Below are 21,111 nucleotides of genomic sequence, written 5' to 3'. Positions count from 1 at the left end.
TGCTTAGAGGCCTAGCATTGCGAAACAATGACTTCGGTAATTATTTTACAGGCCCTGCCATCACCATAGGGGTTGTGTGCAACTGACATTTTTTTATAGGCTTCTTTGTTATCTAACAAGTTGACAGTCTGCTCAACTATACAAGCTAATTGAGTCCCCACCAACTTCACAGTATCAGCTTCAACCGCTTCAGGGCGCTCAGTGCTATTGCGCATCACCAACACAGGCTTACCTAGAGAAGGGGCTTCTTCTTGGATGCCACCAGAGTCCGTTAAAATTAAATACGACAAGTTCATCAAATAAACAAAGGGCAAATAGTCTATTGGTTTAACCAAAAACACGTTAGTCACATTACCAAGAATACGCTCAACAGGCTCTTTCACATTTGGGTTTAAGTGCAGCGGATAAACAATTTGCACATCATTTCGATTCGCTAGTTGTTTTATGGCTTGGCAGATATTTTCAAATCCTTGACCAAAACTCTCTCTTCGGTGCCCAGTTACAAGAATCAGCTTTTTAGTTGGGTTCAAAAAATCGAACTGCTTCGTTAAACTTTCATTAAGCTTAGTATCGGTTTTTATAAGATTGACAACTTGTAACAAGGCATCAATAACAGTATTACCTGTTACGAAAATAGTATCTTCACTGATGTTTTCTTTTAATAAATTTAATTTTGACTGCTTTGTAGGGGTAAAGTGCAGCTGAGTCAAAGCGCCTGTCAATTTGCGATTTATTTCCTCAGGCCATGGACTGTTTATATCACCCGTTCGCAATCCAGCTTCAACATGGCCAACTGCAATTTTTTGATAGAATGCGGCCAGAGAAGCAGAAAAGGTAGTGCTTGTATCACCATGAACTAGCACTAAATCTGGTTTAGCCTCAGCATAGACGGTTTTTAATCCGTGCAGTGCCCCGATGGTTATATCGAACAAATCCTGTTCAGGCTGCATAAGATTAAGATCGTAATCAGGTTTAATTGCGAATAAATCAAGCACCTGATCAAGCATTTCTCTATGCTGTGCTGTGACACATACTTTAATATCCAACTTTGAATGTTTCTTCAGCTCTAGTACTAATGGAGCCATTTTTATGGCTTCGGGACGGGTACCAAATACCAATAATATCTTCTTAAATTTCATTTTTTAGAAAGCCCTGTGGTACGGCAATGAGAGCCTAAAATAAAGTTATTTCTATTACACTTTTGAGGTTTTAGATAAAGAACTTAAAGGTAACTAAACCTAATTAATATTGATTATCGACCTATAGGATCAGCAATTAAGTCATGGATTTCATTCAGTGAAGGTAATTGATGAGATTCTTGATAAAAAAGTCGATTGAGCCGCCCTAACAGATTAACAGTTCGTGACGGATCATGGGCTTTACGCCTATGGTCACTTGCTGTTTGTAAAAACTCCCAAGGTTTCAAATCTAACTCTCTAATCTGTTCATTTGTAACTTGTTGGTCACGTATGGTGCTTAAAATACGTTCTGTTTTACTTTCATTAGTAGCTAAAGTCACATTTGCATAGTTATCACCCATTGGCCCACCAATGGCTTCGATAGCATAATTAATAGCAGACCATACTTGGTCATGTTCAAGTCGCACACCCGCGGGTGCGTAATACCCCATAACCTCCCATTCCAGTTCTGCATTTCCAACAGCAATAGAGCTTTCTGTCAGTGGCGAATAAGAAAGATCAGGCATTGACCCAATATTATAAGCATCAACCGATAGCCCAATATTAATAGCAATATCACCCATATTTTGCTTATCTTGATAGATGGCTTCAAATGCGGCTCGCTTTACCCCCATCCATCCATGAACTATCGGTGGTTCTGCTGCAAATAAACGAATATCATCGGGTAAGTCTTCACCATATTTATCAATAAACAGAGGTGAAGGATCTTGCTGTAAATTATCATCAGCAACCCAGACTTCATATTCTTGACGATTATCAGCTTTACCGCGACTTTTAATACCATACGACAGATTTAAAGGTCGACAAATACTTCTATCTTCATCTACTTTGTGAAAAAACTCTGATCGAAAACGTTTAATAAACGGTGCATCTAATCCAGCAATGGCAGCTGTTGGATAACGAAACCCAATGTCACTATTATTAATAATATACAAACCTTGAATCTGTCGCTCTAAGACATGTCTGACGCCTCGCAGATCACGATAATTATTCACGACAATACTGCGCTCTGGTTCGATTGTAAGCCTTCGGCCATCCTCAGTCACAAACTTAGGGGTTTTATGATAATCGTAATGGGTTAACCCCAAGCTCTGAGCATAAGTGTTTCTAACAATTGCTAACTCTGCAAAGAGGGTGTCATGATTTCTGATATGTTTGAATAAGGGTCTGTGCCGGGCCATTTAAAAATCTACGGTTGTACTTTCATTAAAAGAGCTATGACGTTTATATGAGGTTTAACGCTGAAATACAAGAGCCAATAACTTGAAACTAAAGCAATACTTTGAATCACTGCTCAATTAATAGACTAGATATTTTCAACTTTTAAGTATGAGAATAAATACTAGGTAAATTCAAAATTTAGCGATTTTAATCGGACAGTGATATGGTAACCATAATAAGACTCATTCTTAATATTATAAAGATGGGCAACGAAGAGAGAAACATGAAAAAAGGCCTAAAGTTAATAGCTAACTTACCCATTATTTCACTGCTACTAATGGGGCTATTTATAACAAGCAGTAGTCAAGCATCATCGGTATACCAGCTTGTAACCGCTAAAAAGATCAATCTGGGGCTACAAACTCAATTCCCTGTAATCCGTTCTTTTAAAGGCATTAGCGCCACGTTTTCAGAGCCAGAGATATTAATCAACGTACTTGATAAGAATATCAAACTAATGATGACGGTCACTTCGGGTGAAAACCCCAAATTAATAGCAAAAATTCGTTTTAAGGGAAATTTAAAATTTGATCCCTTTACTGAGGCTTACCAATTTGAAGATCTATATGAAGATAAATTCAGTATAGAGAGTAACACTTTTGATACACCAGAACCTATTATCAAAGCCATAAAGCAAAGCTTAATAAACTCATTTGATGATATAGTTTTATTTAACTTGGACGAGATTAATGGTTTTGCACCAAAGCGGGAAGCTGACGAAATTGTAATTTTAGCCAAGCAGCTAAAATTTGTATGGTATTAACGCAATCCTAACGATGTAAATAAGGATAAATAGTTGGCTAGAAAATCCCTTAATAAAAGTATATTTCGACTCGTGGTTGGTCTAATTGTATTCACTTCAATTACACTATTTTTGAATGTCTGGCTGGCAACAATAGAGCAAACCCAAAAACGCCTTGATACAGGATTAGAGATTGGTCAAAACGTACTAGAACGAGTTTTAAAAAGTAGAGAAGATTTGCTCTTTACCTCTGCCCATGTATTGGCCGCTGACTTTGGCTTTAAGCAAGCGGTTGCCTCTAAGGACAAAGGTACCATAGACAGCGCCTTGAAAAACCATGGTTCGAGAATTAACGCTGATGTTATGGCCCTTATCGCTCTAGACGGTAAGACGATAACCAGCGCTCCAGAAATATTAACCCCAGCCAAAGATTTTCCATATAAGTCTGTATTCAATGACATTGTAAAGGGTGGAGGCGCTAGTGTATTGATGATGCTAGACCAGCAACTATACCAAGTCATCATGTTAACCGTTGATGCCCCAAGGCCAATCGCTATAGCTTTAATTGGCTTTAAACTAGATATAGCCACTCTGCGAGAGTTAACAGCAATAACTAAATTAAACACTAGTCTTCAGGTGTTTAACGATAACCAAGAAACCTATCAGATTAGTACCCTTAGTGCTCCTCAGATGGAACAAGCCTTATCACAAGTCGAAACTCGGCCTTCTTGGTTATCTATCACTGTTTCCAATGATATTCCCTATATTTCGAGACAATTCATACTCGCCGATGAGCTAGGGCATAAATCTGTTTTGACCTTATCAGAAGAGGTACAGAAACTATTTTCAGACTTCAAAGACTTACAACTAAGGTTATTTATAACCGGGACCTTAGCCATTTTGCTTGCGAGTTTATTAGGGGCTTTATTTTCAAATCGAATGGCAAAACCATTATCTTTATTGGCTACCAAGGCAAAAGAAATTTCAGTGGGAAATTACTCCAATCCAATCGATATGCATTGCTCAACCGAAGAAGTTAATCAGTTATCAGAAGCGTTTACTTCAATGCAGGGAAATATTCAATTACGGGAAGAAAAGATCACCTTTCAAGCCCGGCATGACAATTTAACTTCATTATATAATCGCCAGTTTGTAGAAACCCTAATAGAAGAAAAGTTTAAAACTGGTAGCTCCTTCTTAGTTATTGGTATCAATATTTTTGGTTTTAGGGGCATTAATGATATTTTTGGCTACCACAATGGAGATAAATGTTTAACCGAACTTGCCCTCAGACTAAGCAGTTTTGGTGGCATATCTGCACGCTTAACTGGCGGTGAACTACTTTGGTTGCCCGATGAAATTCCTAGTGATGCCTTTATTGCTGCAATGAAATCTGAGTTAGAGACCGCAGTAAACATTGGCGAATTCAATATAGATCTTAAAGTTGCATTAGGCTTAATGACATGTCCTAAAGATGCAAAAACCCCTGAAGAAATATTCAAAAGTATGAATATAGTGTTAGATGAAGCCCAAATAACACGACAATTTGTTTTGCCATTTGACCCCAGTTTAGAAGCTAGATATTCAAGACGCCTGGCGATCATTACCGAGCTAAAAAATGCCCTTAAAAATGAAAAACAAGAACTTACTCTTAATTACCAACCCAAACTAAACACTAAAACAGGAAGAGTCACCCATGTTGAAGCTCTAATTCGCTGGACCAATAAACACTTAGGTTTTGTATCCCCCGAAGACTTTATAGCCATTGCTGAACAAGCGGGCTTTATTCAACATGTTACCCAATGGGTGATAAAACAAGCCATAAATGATGCCGCAAAATTTTATCACGCTGGATTCCCTCAATCAGTGGCTATCAACTTGTCAGCCAAAGATATTATGAACTCTGCTCTACTTACACAAATAGTTGAGTTAATAGACGCTCGTGGCCTACCCAGAACTAGTGTTTCTTTCGAATTAACAGAGGGAGACTTAGTTAAAGACCACGCCAAAGCGATTGCGCATATGCAAGCCTACCGAGATGCTGGATTTGAGCTTGCCATTGACGACTTTGGCACAGGCTATTCATCAATGGCCTATCTACAAAACTTACCCGTTACTACCTTAAAGGTAGACAAAAGTTTTGTATTGAACTTACATGAGCAAGAAGGCGATAAAAAAATTGTACAAACAGTTATTAATCTTGCACACAGCTTTGATATGAATGTTGTCGCAGAAGGCGTAGAAAATTTAGAGTCGTTGCAACTTTTAGCTCAATGGGGATGCGAGCTAGCGCAAGGTTACTACATTTGTAGGCCAATAAAAGCTGATGATTTACTTATATGGCTAAATGAAATCAAAGATAAAAAATGGTTGTAAGTTCAATTACTAAAACGCCAGCTGTATTAGTCGCCTTGAGACTAATACAGCAATAAATAACATCACACAGTCAAAAAACAACCTACTCCAAGCCAAACTCTCGTGTCATATTTTGGTTTTTATCACGATGCACAATAATATTATCTTCAATTCTAATTCCGCCATAAGGGCGCAATACGTCAACTACATCCCAGTTAATAAACTTTGATTGTTGAGTGCTTTTCAACTCATTCAATAAGCTATCAATAAAATACAAGCCTGGCTCTATGGTAAACACCTGTCTTGGCTCAATTGTACGAGTCGTTCTTAAAAAAGGATGGGCTGTAGGTGCAGGGTTTGGGGTACCTCTGTCGTCAGACACATGGCCTGCTACATCATGTACCTGTAGACCTAAGAAATGCCCAATTCCATGGGGGAAAAACGTACTCACAATACCTTGTTCTAACACATCAGCTGCGCCTAAATTAACAATCTTAAAATCCGTTAAAATTTGGGCAATTTTCTGATGAGCATTTTCATGAATACGGGTATATGGCAATCCAGGCTTTAGCTCATCCGCTAAAGCTAACGTCACCATATCCATAGCTTCTATAAGCTCAGAAAACAGATTATCTTGCGGGCAATATGTTCGGGTTATATCTGCTGCATAACCGTTAAAACTAGCGCCGGCATCAATTAAAAATGAATTAAAATTTGTGGGAGGGTTAGTGGCAAGTTCGGTGTAATGTAATATTGAAGCGTTTTTATTTAAGGCCACAATATTATTATAAGGCACCTGATTATCTCCCTGCCTAACGGCACATAGATAAGCTAAATTAATATCAAATTCACTTAGGCCCTGTTCAAATGCCAACTTTGCAGCACGGTGCCCATCCACAGCAATACGATTAGCTTCATTCATACAAACTAACTCGTAATCTGTTTTATAGGCCCTTTGATAATGTAGATAATGCATCACTCTATCCGGGTTAACTAACTCAAACCCTAGGGCTTTAGCTACCTCAATATACTCCCCAACATAAGCAAACTTTGTCTTATCAAAAGGTAAGTGCTTTTCAACAGTATCGGCATGGGTTAGTAACACAATATCGAAATGTTCAGCCCAGAAGTCATTCGGCTCATCGGGTACCTTATGCCAAAAATCTTTAGGACGATAAAATACTAATTTGGGTTTATCCTCACCGTTTACTATTAACCAACAATTTGGGTTATCAATTACAGGCAACCATGCTTTAAACTGTGGATTAACTTTAAAAGGATAATTATTGTCATCTAAAAACAAACGTTTGCTTTGCCCTGAATGGATAACTAAGCCATCTATGCTCTCTCGCTGTATGGCTTCCCGAGTTCGATTCTGTAACTCTGCAATATGTTCTGGGTAGGTTTGCTTCAATAATGACATAAATCACTCTCTAAAAACGTTAGCTACTTAGATTATCACATGCCGTTATTAGCTTGTATTAGGATAATCCAAGTAAAAAGATATTTGCACTTAGCTCTTGGGGGCTATTTGCATTTTCACCCAATCTTGAAACATATTATCTTTGTTTCCCAGATGTTGATGATAGATTTGCTGATATGCCAATACGGCCTTCACATAGTTTCGTGTTTCTTTGTAGGGAATAGTTTCAATCCAGACATCTAAAGGCATGGTACCTGTCTCAGGTTGCCATTCTTTAACTTTACGCCAACCAGCATTATAAGAAGCAGTGGCGAGTACAGGATTATTATCCATTTTATCTAACAAATAACGCATGTACTGGGTCCCTAGCTCTACGTTTTGCTGAGGATCAAACAACACTTTTCTATGCACTTTTTTCTTTGCCAAATAATGAGCTGTACCCGGCATCAGCTGCATTAAACCTAATGCCCCAGCACCAGAGGCTGCATCAGCCATAAATGAGCTTTCTCTTCGAGCAATGGCGTACGCCCATGCCACATCAATATCGTTTTTTTCAGCGTTTGCTTGAACTTCATTATCAAAAGGCATGGGAAAACGTTTATCTAAATCATCAAGATATCCAACCCTCGCAAAGCCAAAAATAGCTTGGGCATGCCAACCTTGTTGATCAGCGAGTACTGCAGCAGCCACTTTCTGTTGTTCATCCAAGTTACTTTGTAAGTAATACCACTCTCTTCTCGCGCTTAAATTGCGATCTAGCGCTCTAAACTCAAAAGCCCGTTGAGCCGCTGGCTCTGACATCAGTAGATCTATCTCTGCTTGTGGCACTTGAACTGGCTTATTGTTTAAGCTGGTATTTACCGATAATTGGGCACTGGCTAAAAAGCCATAATAATGACGCTGTTTGGCTAGGTATTGAAACCCTTGCTCTGCTAATTCATCAGCTCCCAATTGCTTATAGGCTATCGCTTGCCAATATCTAAATACATTGTCTATGCCCCCTTGCTCGATAGCATAATCAGCCACATCCAGAGCGTGCTGCCAATCTTTTTTTCTAATCACATGGGCTAAATGCCAGCGTGACAGTTCTGAATCAATACCAAACTCAATGGCTTTCTCCAGCCAAAGATCCGCTTGTTCATGATTGCTAAGAGCTAAAGCGACAGCAAATCTATGAAATATCTGTTGCTGCTGCTCTTTAGTAAAAACAAGTCGTTTACTAAGCTCATCCCAAGTACGCAGCGCTAAGTCCCTGTCTTGCCAAACCAAACGCTTTAAACCATAGATGGCGATCTCAGTTTCTAAATTAGAGATTTTATTAGGAAAATTAGAGAGGCGACTCACCTGACTTGGAGACCGGCGAACTTTTAACCAAAGGTCAGCCAAATACTTTTGCTCTTGGGGCAATAAGGTTTTTAAATATGGGATCAGGGTTTGATTTCCTCCCTGAGCCACTTTAATTAAGCGCTTCCATACTAGTTCTGAGGTACGTTTCCCCTGCTTTTGCCAGTCTTTAAAAAGAGAATCGCAAGCCTTAGGTTGTGACTTCGCAACCACCCAAAGTGTTTCAGCCAACTTTAAAGCTTTGGCTCTAGTATCTTCATCTTTCATTAAGAGTTCAGCGTAACGACAGGTTAATTGGGTATCACCTACGTCACGATATGAGGCGATAAACAACTCATCATGATGGTGCTTCTGCAAATAGCTAAGCCACTTTTTACGGAGCGGTCTATCGAGGGGAGACGAATCATATTTTATTAAAAAGGCTTCAATTTGAGCTTTATTCGCCATAAAAGGGAATGTAGTAAGCATCTTGAGCTCAAGATAGGGCTTTAATGGGTACCCATCTAACTGCTGCATATAACTTTGATAAGCCTTGCTATTAGGCTTATCAGTGAAAGCTTCAGCCTCAATGAATAAAGTTCTTTGCTGCTCCAAGGTAAGTTTCGACGCAGCTAAACTTACTTGAGATTTCAAGACAATAAACACAACTAACCAAATCAAATAGCGAGTAATCACAGGTTCCACAGTCATTAAAAAAAACTAAACAAGGGTGAGTGACGATAGTAACAAATTTACCTAGGTCTTTTTGTAGCTAATTAAAGAAAGCTGAAAATTTATCAAAAACATTCAAGTTTAACTGGAATGACCAGTTGAAATCAGTATAGTTGCCCACATGTAATTATTCTTGGTAAATATTGTTAAAATTAGATTTCAGGTGAAACTTTTTTTTAACAATACTGGCCTCAAAAATTTAAGAAAGAGAGTGCGCGTTGCAACCTGCGCTCTGGCTCACATCACAGGAGATGATAATGATATACGAAGGTAACAGCCTCTCGGTAAATTTGCTGCAAGACGGTATTGCAGAATTAGTATTTGACGCATCAGGTTCGGTCAACAAGTTTGATCAACAAACCGTTGCCGACTTAGATGCCGCCACTCAAGCACTAAAAGATAACACTGACGTAAAAGGGGTAGTAGTTCGTTCAGAAAAATCAGCTTTTATAGTTGGCGCTGATATCACTGAGTTTACAGGCTTGTTCGATATGCCTGATGAAGAGGTATTAACTTGGGTAGCTAAAACCTCACAAGTATTTGATAGATTTGAAGATTTACCTTTCCCTACTATCGCAGCAGTGAACGGCTTTGCCCTAGGTGGCGGCTGTGAAATGACTCTAGCCTGTGACTTTCGTGTGGCCGATACCACGGCTAGCCTAGGTTTACCTGAAGTCAAATTAGGTATTATGCCTGGCTTTGGCGGCACCGTTCGTTTACCAAGATTAATTGGCTCTGACAACGCACTAGAGTGGATGACCACAGGTCGCGATCGCAAGGCAGCTAAAGCCTTAGCAGAAGGTGCACTGGATGCAGTAGTTGCTCCAGAAAAACTAGTAGACGCCGCAATCAGCATGCTTAAAGATGCCATTGCTGGCGAGTTTGATTGGCATGCTCGTCGTACTGAGAAAACATCCCCTCTTAAACTCAACAAAAACGAAGCTATGATGAGCTTCTCAACCGCAAAAGCTATGGTGGCAGCGCAAGCAGGTAAACATTACCCCGCCCCTCACATGATGGTCGATACCGTAGCCAAAGCTGCAGGCCTTGATAGAGAAGGGGCACTTAAGCTAGAAAACCAAGGGTTTGCGACCCTTGCTAAAACCGATGAAGCTAGAGCGCAAGTAGGTATCTTTTTAGCGGATCAGCTCGTTAAAAGCAAAGGCAAAAAACAAGCTAAAGCCGCCACAAAAGCAGTAAAACAAACGGCTGTGTTAGGTGCAGGCATAATGGGTGGTGGTATCGCATATCAATCTGCGGTTAAAGGTACACCTGTTATCATGAAAGATATTAACCAAGCTGCTTTAGATTTAGGTTTAAAAGAAGCCGCAACCATACTAGGTAAAGGTATGAAGCGCGGTAAAGTGGACGCGACTAAAATGGCCACCACCCTAAACAACATCACGCCCACACTTGAATATTCAGCCATAAAGGATGTCGATCTTGTGATTGAAGCGGTTGTAGAAAACCCTAAAGTTAAAGGCATAGTGTTAGCAGAAACAGAAACACATGTTGCTGACGATGCCATTATTTGCTCTAACACCTCTACCATTTCAATCAATCAATTAGCAGAGAGCTTGCAAAAACCTGAGCGTTTCTGCGGTATGCACTTCTTTAACCCTGTGCACAAAATGCCTTTGGTTGAAATTATTCGCGGTGAAAAGACCACTGAAGACACTATCTCTGCCGTCGTTGCTGCCACCTTAAAAATGGGTAAAACCCCCATAGTAGTTAACGATTGCCCAGGCTTTTTAGTGAATCGTGTGTTGTTCCCTTACTTTGCAGGTTTTAGCAAGTTAGTGATGGACGGTGCCGATTTTGTTGCCGTTGATAAAGTCATGGAGAAAATATTTGGTTGGCCAATGGGCCCAGCATTTTTGCTAGACGTAGTAGGTATGGACACAGCAGATCACGCATCTGGTGTAATGGCTGATGGCATTCCAGAGCGTATGCAAAAAATTGCTAACGACCCGGTCACCTTACTATACAAAGCAGAACGTTTTGGTCAGAAAAATGCCAAAGGCTTTTACAACTTCAGCTTAGACAAGCGCGGCCGTCCTGTTAAAACAGCCGCCCCAGAAGCTTATGAATTGTTCGCTCCACATTGTGCAGCCACTCAAGAGTTCGATAAAAACGAAATCATCGCACGTGTGATGATCCCTATGGCTAACGAAGCCATTCGTTGCCTTGAAGAAGGCATAGTCGCCAGTGCTGCCGAAGCAGATATGGCCTTGCTTTATGGATTAGGTTTCCCTCCATTTAAAGGCGGTATATTCCGTTACATTGAAACTATGGGCTTAGCCAACTTTGTGGCGTTAGCAGATAAATACGCAGACTTAGGTCCTATTTATCAACTATCAGATGGTGTGCGCGAAATGGCCGCCTCTAATAAATCATACTTTGCACAATAGCCTAAGGAGAAGATCATGAAAGAAGTCGTAGTCGTCGATTGTATTCGTACACCAATGGGTCGCTCTAAAGGCGGTATATTTAGAAATGTCCGTGCAGAAACCCTATCTGCACATTTAATGTCAAAATTAGTAGAACGTAATCCAAACCTTGACCCAAGTGAGATAGAAGACATCATTTGGGGATGCGTACAACAAACCAAAGAGCAAGGCTTTAATATCGCCCGTAATGCGCAATTACTTACTGATATTCCACGCTCAACGACTGCAGTTACTGTAAACCGTTTATGTGGCTCATCAATGCAAGCCCTGCACGATGCCACCAGCGGCATTATGTCTGGCCGTGGTGATGTATACATGATTGGTGGGGTAGAACACATGGGCCACGTACCCATGGATTTCAACCTAGACTTTCACCCAGGGATCGCCAAACACGCAGCAAAAGCCTCTGGTAGCATGGGGATGACAGCCGAGTTACTAGGTCGCCAAAATGGCATTACCCGTGAGATGCAAGATGCATTCGGGGCACGTTCACATCAACGTGCTAACCAAGCCACCATTGAAGGCCGCTGGGCAAGTGAAATCGTAGCCACACAAGGCCATGATGCAGACGGCGTATTAAAATCTATTACCGTAGATGAAGTCATTCGTCCTGACTCAACTGTTGAAACTATGTCGGCCTTAAGACCCGTTTTTGATCCGGTTAACGGCACAGTAACAGCTGGTACATCATCCGCTTTATCTGATGGTGCCTCAGCTATGTTAATTATGTCTGCCGATAAAGCTAAAGCCCTTGGATTAACACCACGAGCTAAAATTCGCGCCATGGCGGTTGCGGGTTGTGATGCCGCAATTATGGGCTTTGGCCCAGTACCTGCCACACAAAAAGCGCTAAAACGTGCAGGCTTAACCATGGCTGATATCGAACTAGCTGAGTTTAACGAAGCCTTTGCAGCTCAAGCGCTATCCTGCATTAAACAGTTAGGATGGATAGACAACTACGATGACAGAGTCAACTTAAACGGTGGTGCCATTGCGTTAGGCCACCCACTAGGATGTTCTGGTTCGCGTATTTCAACCACCTTGATTAATTTGATGGAAGCTAACGACAAATCAATTGGCTTGGCAACTATGTGTATAGGGCTAGGACAAGGTATCGCTACAATATTTGAACGAGTGTAGCTTTAGATTTTATCACTTTTTAAAAAGCTCCTTAGGGAGCTTTTTTAGTTTATACCATTATCAAATTGCCAAGTCTTTTTGTAACTTCACCCGTCTCTTATAAATTTTCATCACGATACAAGGTCAAGCAGCTCTGCTGTGTACACCAAAAACTATGAGTTACTAACTTAGATTATCAATGAGCTCAAGCAAGTTATTGATAATCATTACCATTTAGATTATAGTCCCGCGCCTCAAAATCGATTCGGAGAATCCGTGCTGTGCCTACAAAAATCACTTTAATAGCCATGCAAGTCTGTGGCCTATTATTTATATCAAATTCGGCTTTTGGCCAAGCTACACCGCAAGATGCTTCGGTTAACCAAGAGCCTGAGCTAGAAGTGCTTACTGTAGAAGGTCGAGCTTTATCTCTGTATCAAGGCAATGGCGCTGTATTTGCCACACGCACTAATTCAGATATTGATAAAATCCCACAAACGGTTCAAATCATCACCCAAGAGCTCATTGAAGACCAAGCTGCCTATGAAATATCGGACCTATTCCGTTCAATGTCAGGTGTGTCTTATTTAAATTACGGCATTGTTAAAATGCGCGGTTTCGAGCAAGAAAGCCAAGTATTTTATGACGGCATAAAAGGCGACCCTTTTAGAACCTTTACTATTCCTCAACTTTTTAATATTGAACAAGTTCAAACCTTAAAAGGACCGTCTGGTGCCGCTTACGGAGCAGGGGAAGCAGGTGGAGCCATTAACTATGTCACTAAGAAGCCTACTTTTGAGCAAGAAAATACTGCCGAATTAAGATTAGGTAATAAAGGCTTCTTAAGTGGCAGCTTAGAATCTTCTGGGCCAATCAATGAAGACAGCTCACAGCGTTATCGCGTGGGTATTTACTCGAGTACCGAAGACTCCTACCGTAACAATGTTGAAGAAGACAACCTAATTCTTGACCTAGGCTATGCTTGGGACTTTAGTGACGATAGTACATTAACGGTTCAATACACACATTTTGACCAGTTAGGTGAACGCTTACGTGGTGTCCCCATTGATGAAAATGGTAATTTTTTAACGGACATATCTTGGAATAGCAACGAACCTGACGATGAGCAAGATTTTCAGTCAGACATTTTTCAAGTTAACCTCGAACATTCTTTCAACGATTGGCTAACCAGTCACTCGACTGTGCGTTATTACGAAACAGAAGAAGTGATCAAATTTCACCAAGCAAGAGCCTTAGTAGATACTGACGATGATGGTGTATATGACGAAGTAACTCGCCGATACCAAGACCAAAGGCGTATTTATAAAGGGATAGATCTAGCGTCTTACCTTGTTGCCGATTTAGGTGAACACACTGTAGTAGCGGGTGCTGATTACCATTTCGCCAGTGAAGATGAAGTCTTTTATTATGCCAATGGCGTCAATACTGGAGTGTCTAATTTAAGCCTCACAAACCCCAGTTACGACTCTGATATCAGTGCTTACAATGCAACCTTAAACCGAGACAGGCTAACTGAATTAGACCAAGTAGGTGTTTACATTCAAGATCAGTGGCAAGCAACAAATAAGCTAAATGTGTTGGCTGGTGCTCGACTAGATTATTTCTCTGAAGATTACGTTGATAATGAAGATAATGCAGACAACACCTCATACAATGATTTAGGTTACTCGGTACGTTTAGGTGCAACTTATGACCTCAACGAACAAATCAAACCTTATACGTCTTTCTCTACCGGTTTAACCCCCCAAAGTGCCTCTGATCAAGAAGACTCTTTAGATGACGAGCTATTTGCCCCTGAAGAAGCACAGCAATTTGAAGTGGGTATTCGTAGCTATTTGCTAGACAATACCCTGAACCTAAACGCTGCGATTTATCATATTGATCGTAAAAACACCATAACCGCAGATGAAGATGGCAATACATCAGCAATTGGTAAAGTTCGGAGCCAAGGCTTTGAGCTTGATGCGCTTATGGATATCACTCCACGTTGGGTGGCAAGTATCAATTACACCTACACAGATGTAGAAGCCGATGATATCTCCGAAGACAGCACAGTTTATAGAGTGTTGGCCAACAACCCTTATCATCAAATTGGGGTGTGGACACGTTATGAGTTCCCAGCTATTTCATCTTCTATCGCTTTTGGCGCTGAATACGTAGGTGAAAGAACCGACCGTACAACGAGCTATGACGCACCTTTCACTATTCAGCCATATACAATTTACGATTTATCTTGGCAAACCGCACTGCAAGATTGGAAACTGCAACTGAATATCAAAAACTTATTCGATAAAGAATTTGCTCTTGCGGGTTTCAATGAAGTATCTGGTGCAATTGTTGGTGAACGTCGCCGGATATACTTACAAGTATCATACGATTTTTAAGGGACTAGCCAACGTGTAAGCAAAACTATTGGAAATAGACGCTCCCCCTAGTCATCTATTACAGATTTATTTTCAATTGCCTAAGCATTTGTCATGGGTTAACAGACTAATCATTCTTTCCCATGAAGATATTCTAAAGCTCCAGTAGGAGCTTTAGAATATCACTTAAAACTGACTAATTAACTGAGCCTGATAAGGTAACTCCAGTCGTTGCTCTATAAGCTCTAACACTAATATACCATGTGCCCGCTTGAGGGGAACTCACAGTTACTGACTCGTTATTACCATTTAAGTATGGACGGTAGTCCCAGTTACCCACAGTGGGCTGTGCACCATAACGTATGTATAAATCGGCATCTCCAGTCCCACCAGAAATATCGACACTTAATGTCGACGCACCCGATTCAACATCCAAGGTATAATGCGCCCAACTACGACGTGACAAATCGGGAATATTGACTGAAAAAGTAACAGGTTCAAAGTCACCATCATCGCCACCTCCATCATCATTTGTATCAAGCAACTCATCGATTGCAGCACTTGCATCGGCTATACCAGAACCACATTGGCTACATGTTCCAGGAAAAGCAGCAGCAGAAGCTACAATTGCAGCTTCAATCTCATCCGGCATGGCACTAGGGTCAGCCTCATACAATAGTGCGGCTATGCCCGCTACATGTGGTGCTGCCATTGACGTACCTTGATAATACGCATACGTATCGGAAACTGGGCTTCCTGTTCCGGTATTTAAAGTAGAATATACGCCACTAGAGGTACCAAAAGATAAATCACCACCCGGCGCCGCTACATCAACTACGTTACCATAGTTAGTGTAATAAGCACTTGCACCTGTCGGCCCAGTTGCTGCAACTGAAATAATATCAGCACAGTTTGCAGGCACTGCATTTGATGCATTAATTCCTGAGTTTCCAGCGGCAATGACTATCGTTGCGCCATTCGCTCTAGCTGAACTAATCGCTGCAACGTAAGACTGTGAACAACTACCCGATCCCCCTAAACTCAAATTAATAACTTGTGCAGGTGTCGTATTAGTAGGCACACCAGATACACTGCCGCCAGCAGCCCAAATTATTCCGTCAGTAATATCTGAGGTGTAACCACCACATTTGCCTAAAACACGTACTGGAAGAATTTGTGCATCGAAAGCGACCCCTGCTACCCCTGAATTGTTATCGGTTACCGCTGCAATTGTTCCTGCAACATGAGTACCATGCCAAGAACTAGATGACGCGGGATATCCAAAACCACATTCATTAGCGGCAGTTGCATCGCCTGGATCTAAGGCATTACTGTCTCTTCCATCACCATCATTAGCAATAAATGAATCACTAATCATATCGTAACCCGGTAAAATGTTAGCAGCTAAATCCCCATGGGCGAGATATCCAGTATCCAGCACAGCAACCACTACACCATTACCTGTGGCCTTGTCCCAAGCAGGCTCAACATTGATGCTGGTACCTGAATCAAAATAATGCCATTGATTACTATATAAGGTGTCATTGGGTTGCAGTTGATGTTGCATAAGCTTATCTTCTTCAGCGTATAAAACTCCAGCCATACTGTTTAGCCTGTTAATCACCTCTTGCATGTCTGAATCAGCCATACCTTCTATTTCAAACACATCAGATTCAAGCGCAGTGCGTTTTAGATGTTTAGCTTTTCTTGCAAGGTAATTGGATACCTTTTGTGCTCGTAAAAACCTTCTTTGACTTTCTGTACTCAGATCATTTTCGTTCTCTGAGAACTTAACAATCACTCTTTTGCTCTTGATCCCGTCAGCAGCAGCGACATGTGAATATGTGCCGAGAGAGAAAGCAACAAGTGTTAGTGGTAGTAATATAGATAGTTTTGATAGTTTCATTTTTTCTGCCTGATAATTATTATTTTTAAAGTTAAAGGTAATAAATATACCCCAAAAATAAAATAGGCAAGATTTTGTTAAAACGCAACGCATAAGGGTAAATTATATTAACCATTAATAAGATAAAAATATTAGAGGTTACTATTTAACTCAGGCGCAAAGTGAAGCTATTTAATGACTTTAGTGGTAATGGTTTGCACAAGGCACAATTTAACCTGTAGCGTTAAACCAAGACTCACGATAAATGACGAAAAAGCAATAATATATAATGCTTTTTAAAAGTTTCATTAATAAAAGAACCCTGCCATCACTGACGTCGCAACAGGGTTTGATTTGAATGTTTAGCTTAAATGCTCTTTAAAGAAACTTAAAGTACGAGACCAAGCAAGCTCTGCCATTTCTGGATTATAGCGACTTGTAGAATCATTATGGAACCCATGTTGGGTACTAGGATAAACATTAGCTTGATAGGTAACTCCGTTAGCTTTTAAAACCTTTTCATAGGCTGGCCAGCTGGCATTCACCCGCTTATCGTTTTCAGCGAATTGCAACATAATCGGAGCTTTTACGTTTTTAACCAACTCATCTTTAGCAGGCGTTCCGTAAAAAGGTACGGCAGCATTAATTAACTCTGGTGCTGCGGCTGCCAACATATTGCTTATGTAGCCACCAAAACAAAAACCTACCACTCCTAATTTATCCGTTGTAGCCTCATGTTTTTTCAAAAACTCAGCTGCAGCAATAAAGTCTTGTTCTATTTTAGAACGGTCCATTCCCCGCTGCATAGTACGACCTTCATCGTCGTTACCTGGGTATCCACCAAGGGGAAATAAAGCATCAGGAGCAAAAGCAATAAAGCCTTGTTTTGCTAAACGTCGAGCGACATCTTTAATATACGGATTGAGACCTCTATTTTCATGAACCACCAAAACCGCTGGAGCCTTGGCTTTTAGCTCAGTAGGTACAACCAAATACCCCTGACCAGTACCGTGCCCTTTCGCCGATTCAAACGTTTCATAAGTTGCTTTAATAGCCGAATCATTAAAAGAGACTTGCTCAGCCAATGCATAGTTAGGAGTGAGTGCACCCGCTACCGCACCGAATGTTAGGCCCGCAATAGGCAATGTCGCTAAACGACTCATAAAAGTACGACGGTCTATATCACCATGAGCATAATCATCGTACCAATCAAATGCTTGCTGGGGGATCTGTTCGTTGGAAATGTGTGTCATCATTTTGTTCCTTATAGTCATCTCTCAGAGGTGAGAAACATATCATGGCATTCTAAAATTTACTGTTAGTTTAGATTCGTCCACTAGAGATATTACACATAAAAACCTAATGTCATTTCTATTTAGGTTTTTATGTTACAGCGTAACTCATAGCAGCTCGAATGTTCAGTTAACATCCATTAGATACAGAAACCTGAAATTTACTTTCATTTTTATTTCAGGCCCCCACGATATTTCAATTTCCTTTGTTATTGTTAACAAAGACATATAAGCAACAAAATATAGCGTGTATTTAATCACACACGCTTTTTTAGATTTAATACCTGTCGTCTAATCCAAATATAGGTTGACGTGTTAACCATTTACCACGGGTGAAATCAGGAAAGTGCATAGGCTTACCGCCACTAGCGATAGACTTTTCAGACATACAAGTGACCGCAGCCCAAGACGCATGATCGTACACATCCATCGGCATAGGCTCATTCCTTTTTAATGCTTCAACAAAAGCATGGATAACAAAGAAATCCATACCACCGTGACCTGCACCTTCCGCATCACCTTGATATTTTTTCCATAATGGATGGTCGTATTTTTCCATATAAGCAGCATCTTTTTCCCACTCATGTGCAGGACTCTTGCCTTCAATATGTATACTGTTATTCAAATCCATCCAAATACCATCAGTGCCTTGTACCCTAAACCCTAAAGAATAAGGTCGAGGTAAGTTAGTATCATGGGTTAACACTATGGTTTCACCTTGAGCACATTTAATAACGGTGGTAACAATATCTCCCAACCTAAAATCAACAGAAGCATTGGGATGGGATTCCCCACCCTTTGGGTGCTCATCAATGTACTCATTCAAACCACGGGCTTTTGTTGCCGTTGATGTGAGGTATTCAAAGCGATTACCTCTATTATTGTTAATGCAATTAGCAACTGGACCTAACCCATGAGTAGGGTATAAATCGCCGTTTCGAAGTACCGAGTGGTTGGTTCTCCAACGCGCCTCGCTGTAACCTTTTTGACCAAACTCTACGCCACCGCCATACAATTGCTTACCATTATTAAATTTGACGTGACGCAGATCATGTTGGTAACCACCTTGAAGATGAACAATTTCACCAAAAAGGTTTTGTCTTACCATATTTAAAACAGCCATCACGTCACGGCGATAAGCCACATTCTCTAAGATCATGAAAGGCGTTTGAGTTCGCTCATACGCATCAACTAATGCCCAGCACTCATCTATATCAAAGGCGCCAGCTACCTCAAGCCCTACTGCTTTTTTAGCTTCCATTGCATCAATCGCCATAGGCGTATGCCATACCCAGGGTGTTGAAATAATCACTGCATCAACATCATCTCTGAGTAAAAGGTTCTTATAATCTTCATCGCCTGCACCAAACATGGCAGGTTTTGCCATGCCTGCACTCTCAACCATTTTTGCCGAATTTTCGAGTCTTTCTTTGTCTACATCACACACGGCAGTTACAACAATATCTTTTCTTTTTAAGGTGAGGGCTAGCTGCCCTGTTCCCCGAGCACCAATCCCGATAAAACCTAAACGTAATTTGCTAGCAGTCGATGATGTAGCATAAGAAAATGGAGAAGCTGAAAGAGCTAATGCTGCACTTGCAGCGGTGTTAACTAAAAATTTTCTTCTATTCATAATCAATATTTATCCGTTGAGAAATACGCAAGACCAAAGCCCAACGCAGATTAAAAAACAAGAACATCTTCTACAGAGAACAACAGGTAAGTCAGCGTTATTCTGTAATCAAAGATGAAAGCATTATGTGCATTCGCTGGGATATCTCTGGCCGCTAATCCAAGTGCCCATCACGTTTTGTTCCTCATCTAGTTCGACAAAGTTCGCTTGATAGCCTGATTTAATGCGTCCAAATTGATGCTCTAAGCCGATAGCGTGAGCTGGATAAAGAGATGCCATACGAACCGCTTCGACCCAACTTACCCGCGCAAATTTCATCGCGTTTTTAATAGCAGTATTCATATCTAAGTCTGAACCAGCCAGTGATCCCGCGGCATTAGTACAGCGCCCATCAACTGCATAAATAGTTTCACCATCTAACACGAAAGACTTATCAATTGCCCCCACGGTTGACATCGCATCAGTTACCAATACCGCCCCGCCAGTTTGCTTAGCTGCTACAGCCACACGAAACGCAGCTGGGTGCATATGAAAACCGTCGGCAATAATTCCGAACCAACTATCTTCATCGTTAAGTGCAGCTCCAACCATACCCGGCGCACGGCTTTGAAGAGGTGTCATTGCGTTGTATAAGTGAGTAAAGCCTGTTATACCGGCAGCTAATGCATCACATGTTTGCTCGTAATCCGCTCCCGTATGGCCTGCACAAATAGTGATGCCTTTATCGCGGATTCGCTTAATCATATCCGTGGTAGTCAATTCAGGGGCAATGGTGACTATAGTTTTGCCTACATTTAATGAACTAATGACTTCTAAGCCTTCTTCATCAATTAGGCAAAATTTTTCCTCTGCGTGAGCCCCTTTTCGCTCAGGGTTCAAGAATGGCCCTTCTAGGTGAATACCCAAAATACCAGGTACCCCTTCATCAATAGCTTGCTTTACCGCAGAAATGGCCTGTCTCATGACCTCAAAACTGTCTGTGATTAGAGTTGGCATCAGGCCTGTAGTACCAAAACGTCTGTGGGCACTGGCGATAGTTCGTAACCCTTCAACAGTTGGGGCATTGTTAAACATCACACCACCACCGCCATTAACCTGAAGGTCAATAAACCCAGGAACGAGGTAACGCCCTGACAAATCGAATCGTCTTTCTATCGTAGCGGGCAGTTCACTCTGGGGCATTACCGCAACAACTTTGTCGCTCTCTACAATAACGGCATGGTTTTGAAGTACTGATTGACCTGTAAATATTTGAGTATTAATAAGTGCTGTAGTCATAGCTTGTTTTTTCTTTTTTGTGTATTGGTCGTTCTGTGCCGCGCTGCCGGTTTACTCACCTGCACATTTCCCGAG

The 21,111-nt window shown here is 41.0% G+C and carries 13 protein-coding genes; 5 read left to right on the top strand and 8 right to left on the bottom strand.

The window, feature by feature from the left end:
- Positions 1–11: 11 nt before the first annotated feature.
- Both wecB and ABJE44_RS15680 read right to left on the bottom strand, forming a co-directional pair.
- Positions 12–1,139 (bottom strand): UDP-N-acetylglucosamine 2-epimerase (non-hydrolyzing), encoded by a 1,128-nt coding sequence (gene wecB / locus ABJE44_RS15685; protein ID WP_348110983.1) that lies wholly within the window; start codon positions 1,137–1,139, stop codon positions 12–14.
- Positions 1,140–1,252: 113 nt separating this feature from the next.
- A complete protein-coding gene (locus ABJE44_RS15680; protein ID WP_348110982.1) occupies positions 1,253–2,380 on the bottom strand; it encodes a hypothetical protein in 1,128 nt (375 codons plus the stop codon).
- A 263-nt stretch (positions 2,381–2,643) separates the two neighbouring features.
- Between ABJE44_RS15680 and ABJE44_RS15675 the strand changes: the two genes are divergently transcribed.
- Complete coding sequence (locus ABJE44_RS15675; RefSeq protein ID WP_348110981.1) at positions 2,644–3,183, top strand: hypothetical protein; 540 nt, start codon at positions 2,644–2,646, stop codon at positions 3,181–3,183.
- 33 nt (positions 3,184–3,216) lie between these two features.
- The gene (locus ABJE44_RS15670) at positions 3,217–5,538 is read left to right on the top strand and encodes an EAL domain-containing protein (RefSeq protein WP_348110980.1); all 2,322 of its coding nucleotides are present in this window, start codon (positions 3,217–3,219) and stop codon (positions 5,536–5,538) included.
- 82 nt (positions 5,539–5,620) lie between these two features.
- Here the strand turns inward: ABJE44_RS15670 and pepQ are convergent, their stop codons facing one another.
- A complete protein-coding gene (gene pepQ, locus ABJE44_RS15665) occupies positions 5,621–6,940 on the bottom strand; it encodes a Xaa-Pro dipeptidase (RefSeq protein ID WP_348110979.1) in 1,320 nt (439 codons plus the stop codon).
- 90 nt (positions 6,941–7,030) lie between these two features.
- Positions 7,031–8,974, bottom strand: a complete 1,944-nt coding sequence (locus tag ABJE44_RS15660; protein ID WP_348110978.1) for a transglycosylase SLT domain-containing protein — start codon at positions 8,972–8,974, stop codon at positions 7,031–7,033.
- A gap of 278 nt (positions 8,975–9,252) precedes the next feature.
- Here ABJE44_RS15660 and fadB point away from each other — a divergent pair, with 278 nt between their 5' ends.
- The 3 genes from fadB (at position 9,253) to ABJE44_RS15645 (ending at position 14,969) form a co-directional block, all read left to right on the top strand.
- Positions 9,253–11,406, top strand: coding sequence for a fatty acid oxidation complex subunit alpha FadB (gene fadB / locus ABJE44_RS15655; protein WP_348110977.1), 2,154 nt, complete (start codon positions 9,253–9,255; stop codon positions 11,404–11,406).
- 15 nt (positions 11,407–11,421) lie between these two features.
- Complete coding sequence (gene fadA, locus ABJE44_RS15650) at positions 11,422–12,585, top strand: acetyl-CoA C-acyltransferase FadA (protein WP_348110975.1); 1,164 nt, start codon at positions 11,422–11,424, stop codon at positions 12,583–12,585.
- Positions 12,586–12,845: 260 nt separating this feature from the next.
- On the top strand, positions 12,846–14,969 hold the full coding sequence (locus ABJE44_RS15645; protein WP_348110974.1) for a TonB-dependent receptor: 2,124 nt from the start codon (positions 12,846–12,848) through the stop codon (positions 14,967–14,969).
- Positions 14,970–15,144: 175 nt separating this feature from the next.
- Here the strand turns inward: ABJE44_RS15645 and ABJE44_RS15640 are convergent, their stop codons facing one another.
- From ABJE44_RS15640 to nagA, 4 genes are all read right to left on the bottom strand, one after another.
- Entirely contained in the window at positions 15,145–16,854 is a 1,710-nt protein-coding gene (locus tag ABJE44_RS15640; protein ID WP_348110973.1) for a S8 family peptidase, read from the bottom strand.
- Positions 16,855–17,195: 341 nt separating this feature from the next.
- On the bottom strand, positions 17,196–18,086 hold the full coding sequence (locus ABJE44_RS15635; RefSeq protein ID WP_348111089.1) for a dienelactone hydrolase family protein: 891 nt from the start codon (positions 18,084–18,086) through the stop codon (positions 17,196–17,198).
- A 316-nt stretch (positions 18,087–18,402) separates the two neighbouring features.
- Positions 18,403–19,758, bottom strand: coding sequence for a Gfo/Idh/MocA family oxidoreductase (locus ABJE44_RS15630; RefSeq protein ID WP_348110972.1), 1,356 nt, complete (start codon positions 19,756–19,758; stop codon positions 18,403–18,405).
- A 123-nt stretch (positions 19,759–19,881) separates the two neighbouring features.
- On the bottom strand, positions 19,882–21,036 hold the full coding sequence (gene nagA / locus ABJE44_RS15625) for an N-acetylglucosamine-6-phosphate deacetylase (RefSeq protein ID WP_348110971.1): 1,155 nt from the start codon (positions 21,034–21,036) through the stop codon (positions 19,882–19,884).
- Positions 21,037–21,111 lie beyond the last annotated feature (75 nt).

The organism is Paraglaciecola sp. (assembly GCF_039942875.1).
Taxonomy (GTDB): domain Bacteria; phylum Pseudomonadota; class Gammaproteobacteria; order Enterobacterales; family Alteromonadaceae; genus Paraglaciecola.
Note: the sequence above shows the minus strand (reverse complement) of the source record. Positions and strands in the feature narration are given on the sequence as shown.

Excerpts from the sequence above, each read along its gene's own strand:
- wecB (WP_348110983.1), bottom strand. The coding sequence starts at position 1,139 with ATGAAATTTAAGAAGATATTATTGGTATTTGGTACCCGTCCCGAAGCC.
- ABJE44_RS15680 (WP_348110982.1), bottom strand. The coding sequence starts at position 2,380 with ATGGCCCGGCACAGACCCTTATTCAAACATATCAGAAATCATGACACC.
- ABJE44_RS15675 (WP_348110981.1), top strand. The coding sequence starts at position 2,644 with ATGAAAAAAGGCCTAAAGTTAATAGCTAACTTACCCATTATTTCACTG.
- pepQ (WP_348110979.1), bottom strand. The coding sequence starts at position 6,940 with ATGTCATTATTGAAGCAAACCTACCCAGAACATATTGCAGAGTTACAG.
- ABJE44_RS15660 (WP_348110978.1), bottom strand. The coding sequence starts at position 8,974 with ATGACTGTGGAACCTGTGATTACTCGCTATTTGATTTGGTTAGTTGTG.
- fadB (WP_348110977.1), top strand. The coding sequence starts at position 9,253 with ATGATATACGAAGGTAACAGCCTCTCGGTAAATTTGCTGCAAGACGGT.
- fadA (WP_348110975.1), top strand. The coding sequence starts at position 11,422 with ATGAAAGAAGTCGTAGTCGTCGATTGTATTCGTACACCAATGGGTCGC.
- ABJE44_RS15640 (WP_348110973.1), bottom strand. The coding sequence starts at position 16,854 with ATGAAACTATCAAAACTATCTATATTACTACCACTAACACTTGTTGCT.
- ABJE44_RS15635 (WP_348111089.1), bottom strand. The coding sequence starts at position 18,086 with ATGACACACATTTCCAACGAACAGATCCCCCAGCAAGCATTTGATTGG.
- ABJE44_RS15630 (WP_348110972.1), bottom strand. The coding sequence starts at position 19,758 with ATGAATAGAAGAAAATTTTTAGTTAACACCGCTGCAAGTGCAGCATTA.
- nagA (WP_348110971.1), bottom strand. The coding sequence starts at position 21,036 with ATGACTACAGCACTTATTAATACTCAAATATTTACAGGTCAATCAGTA.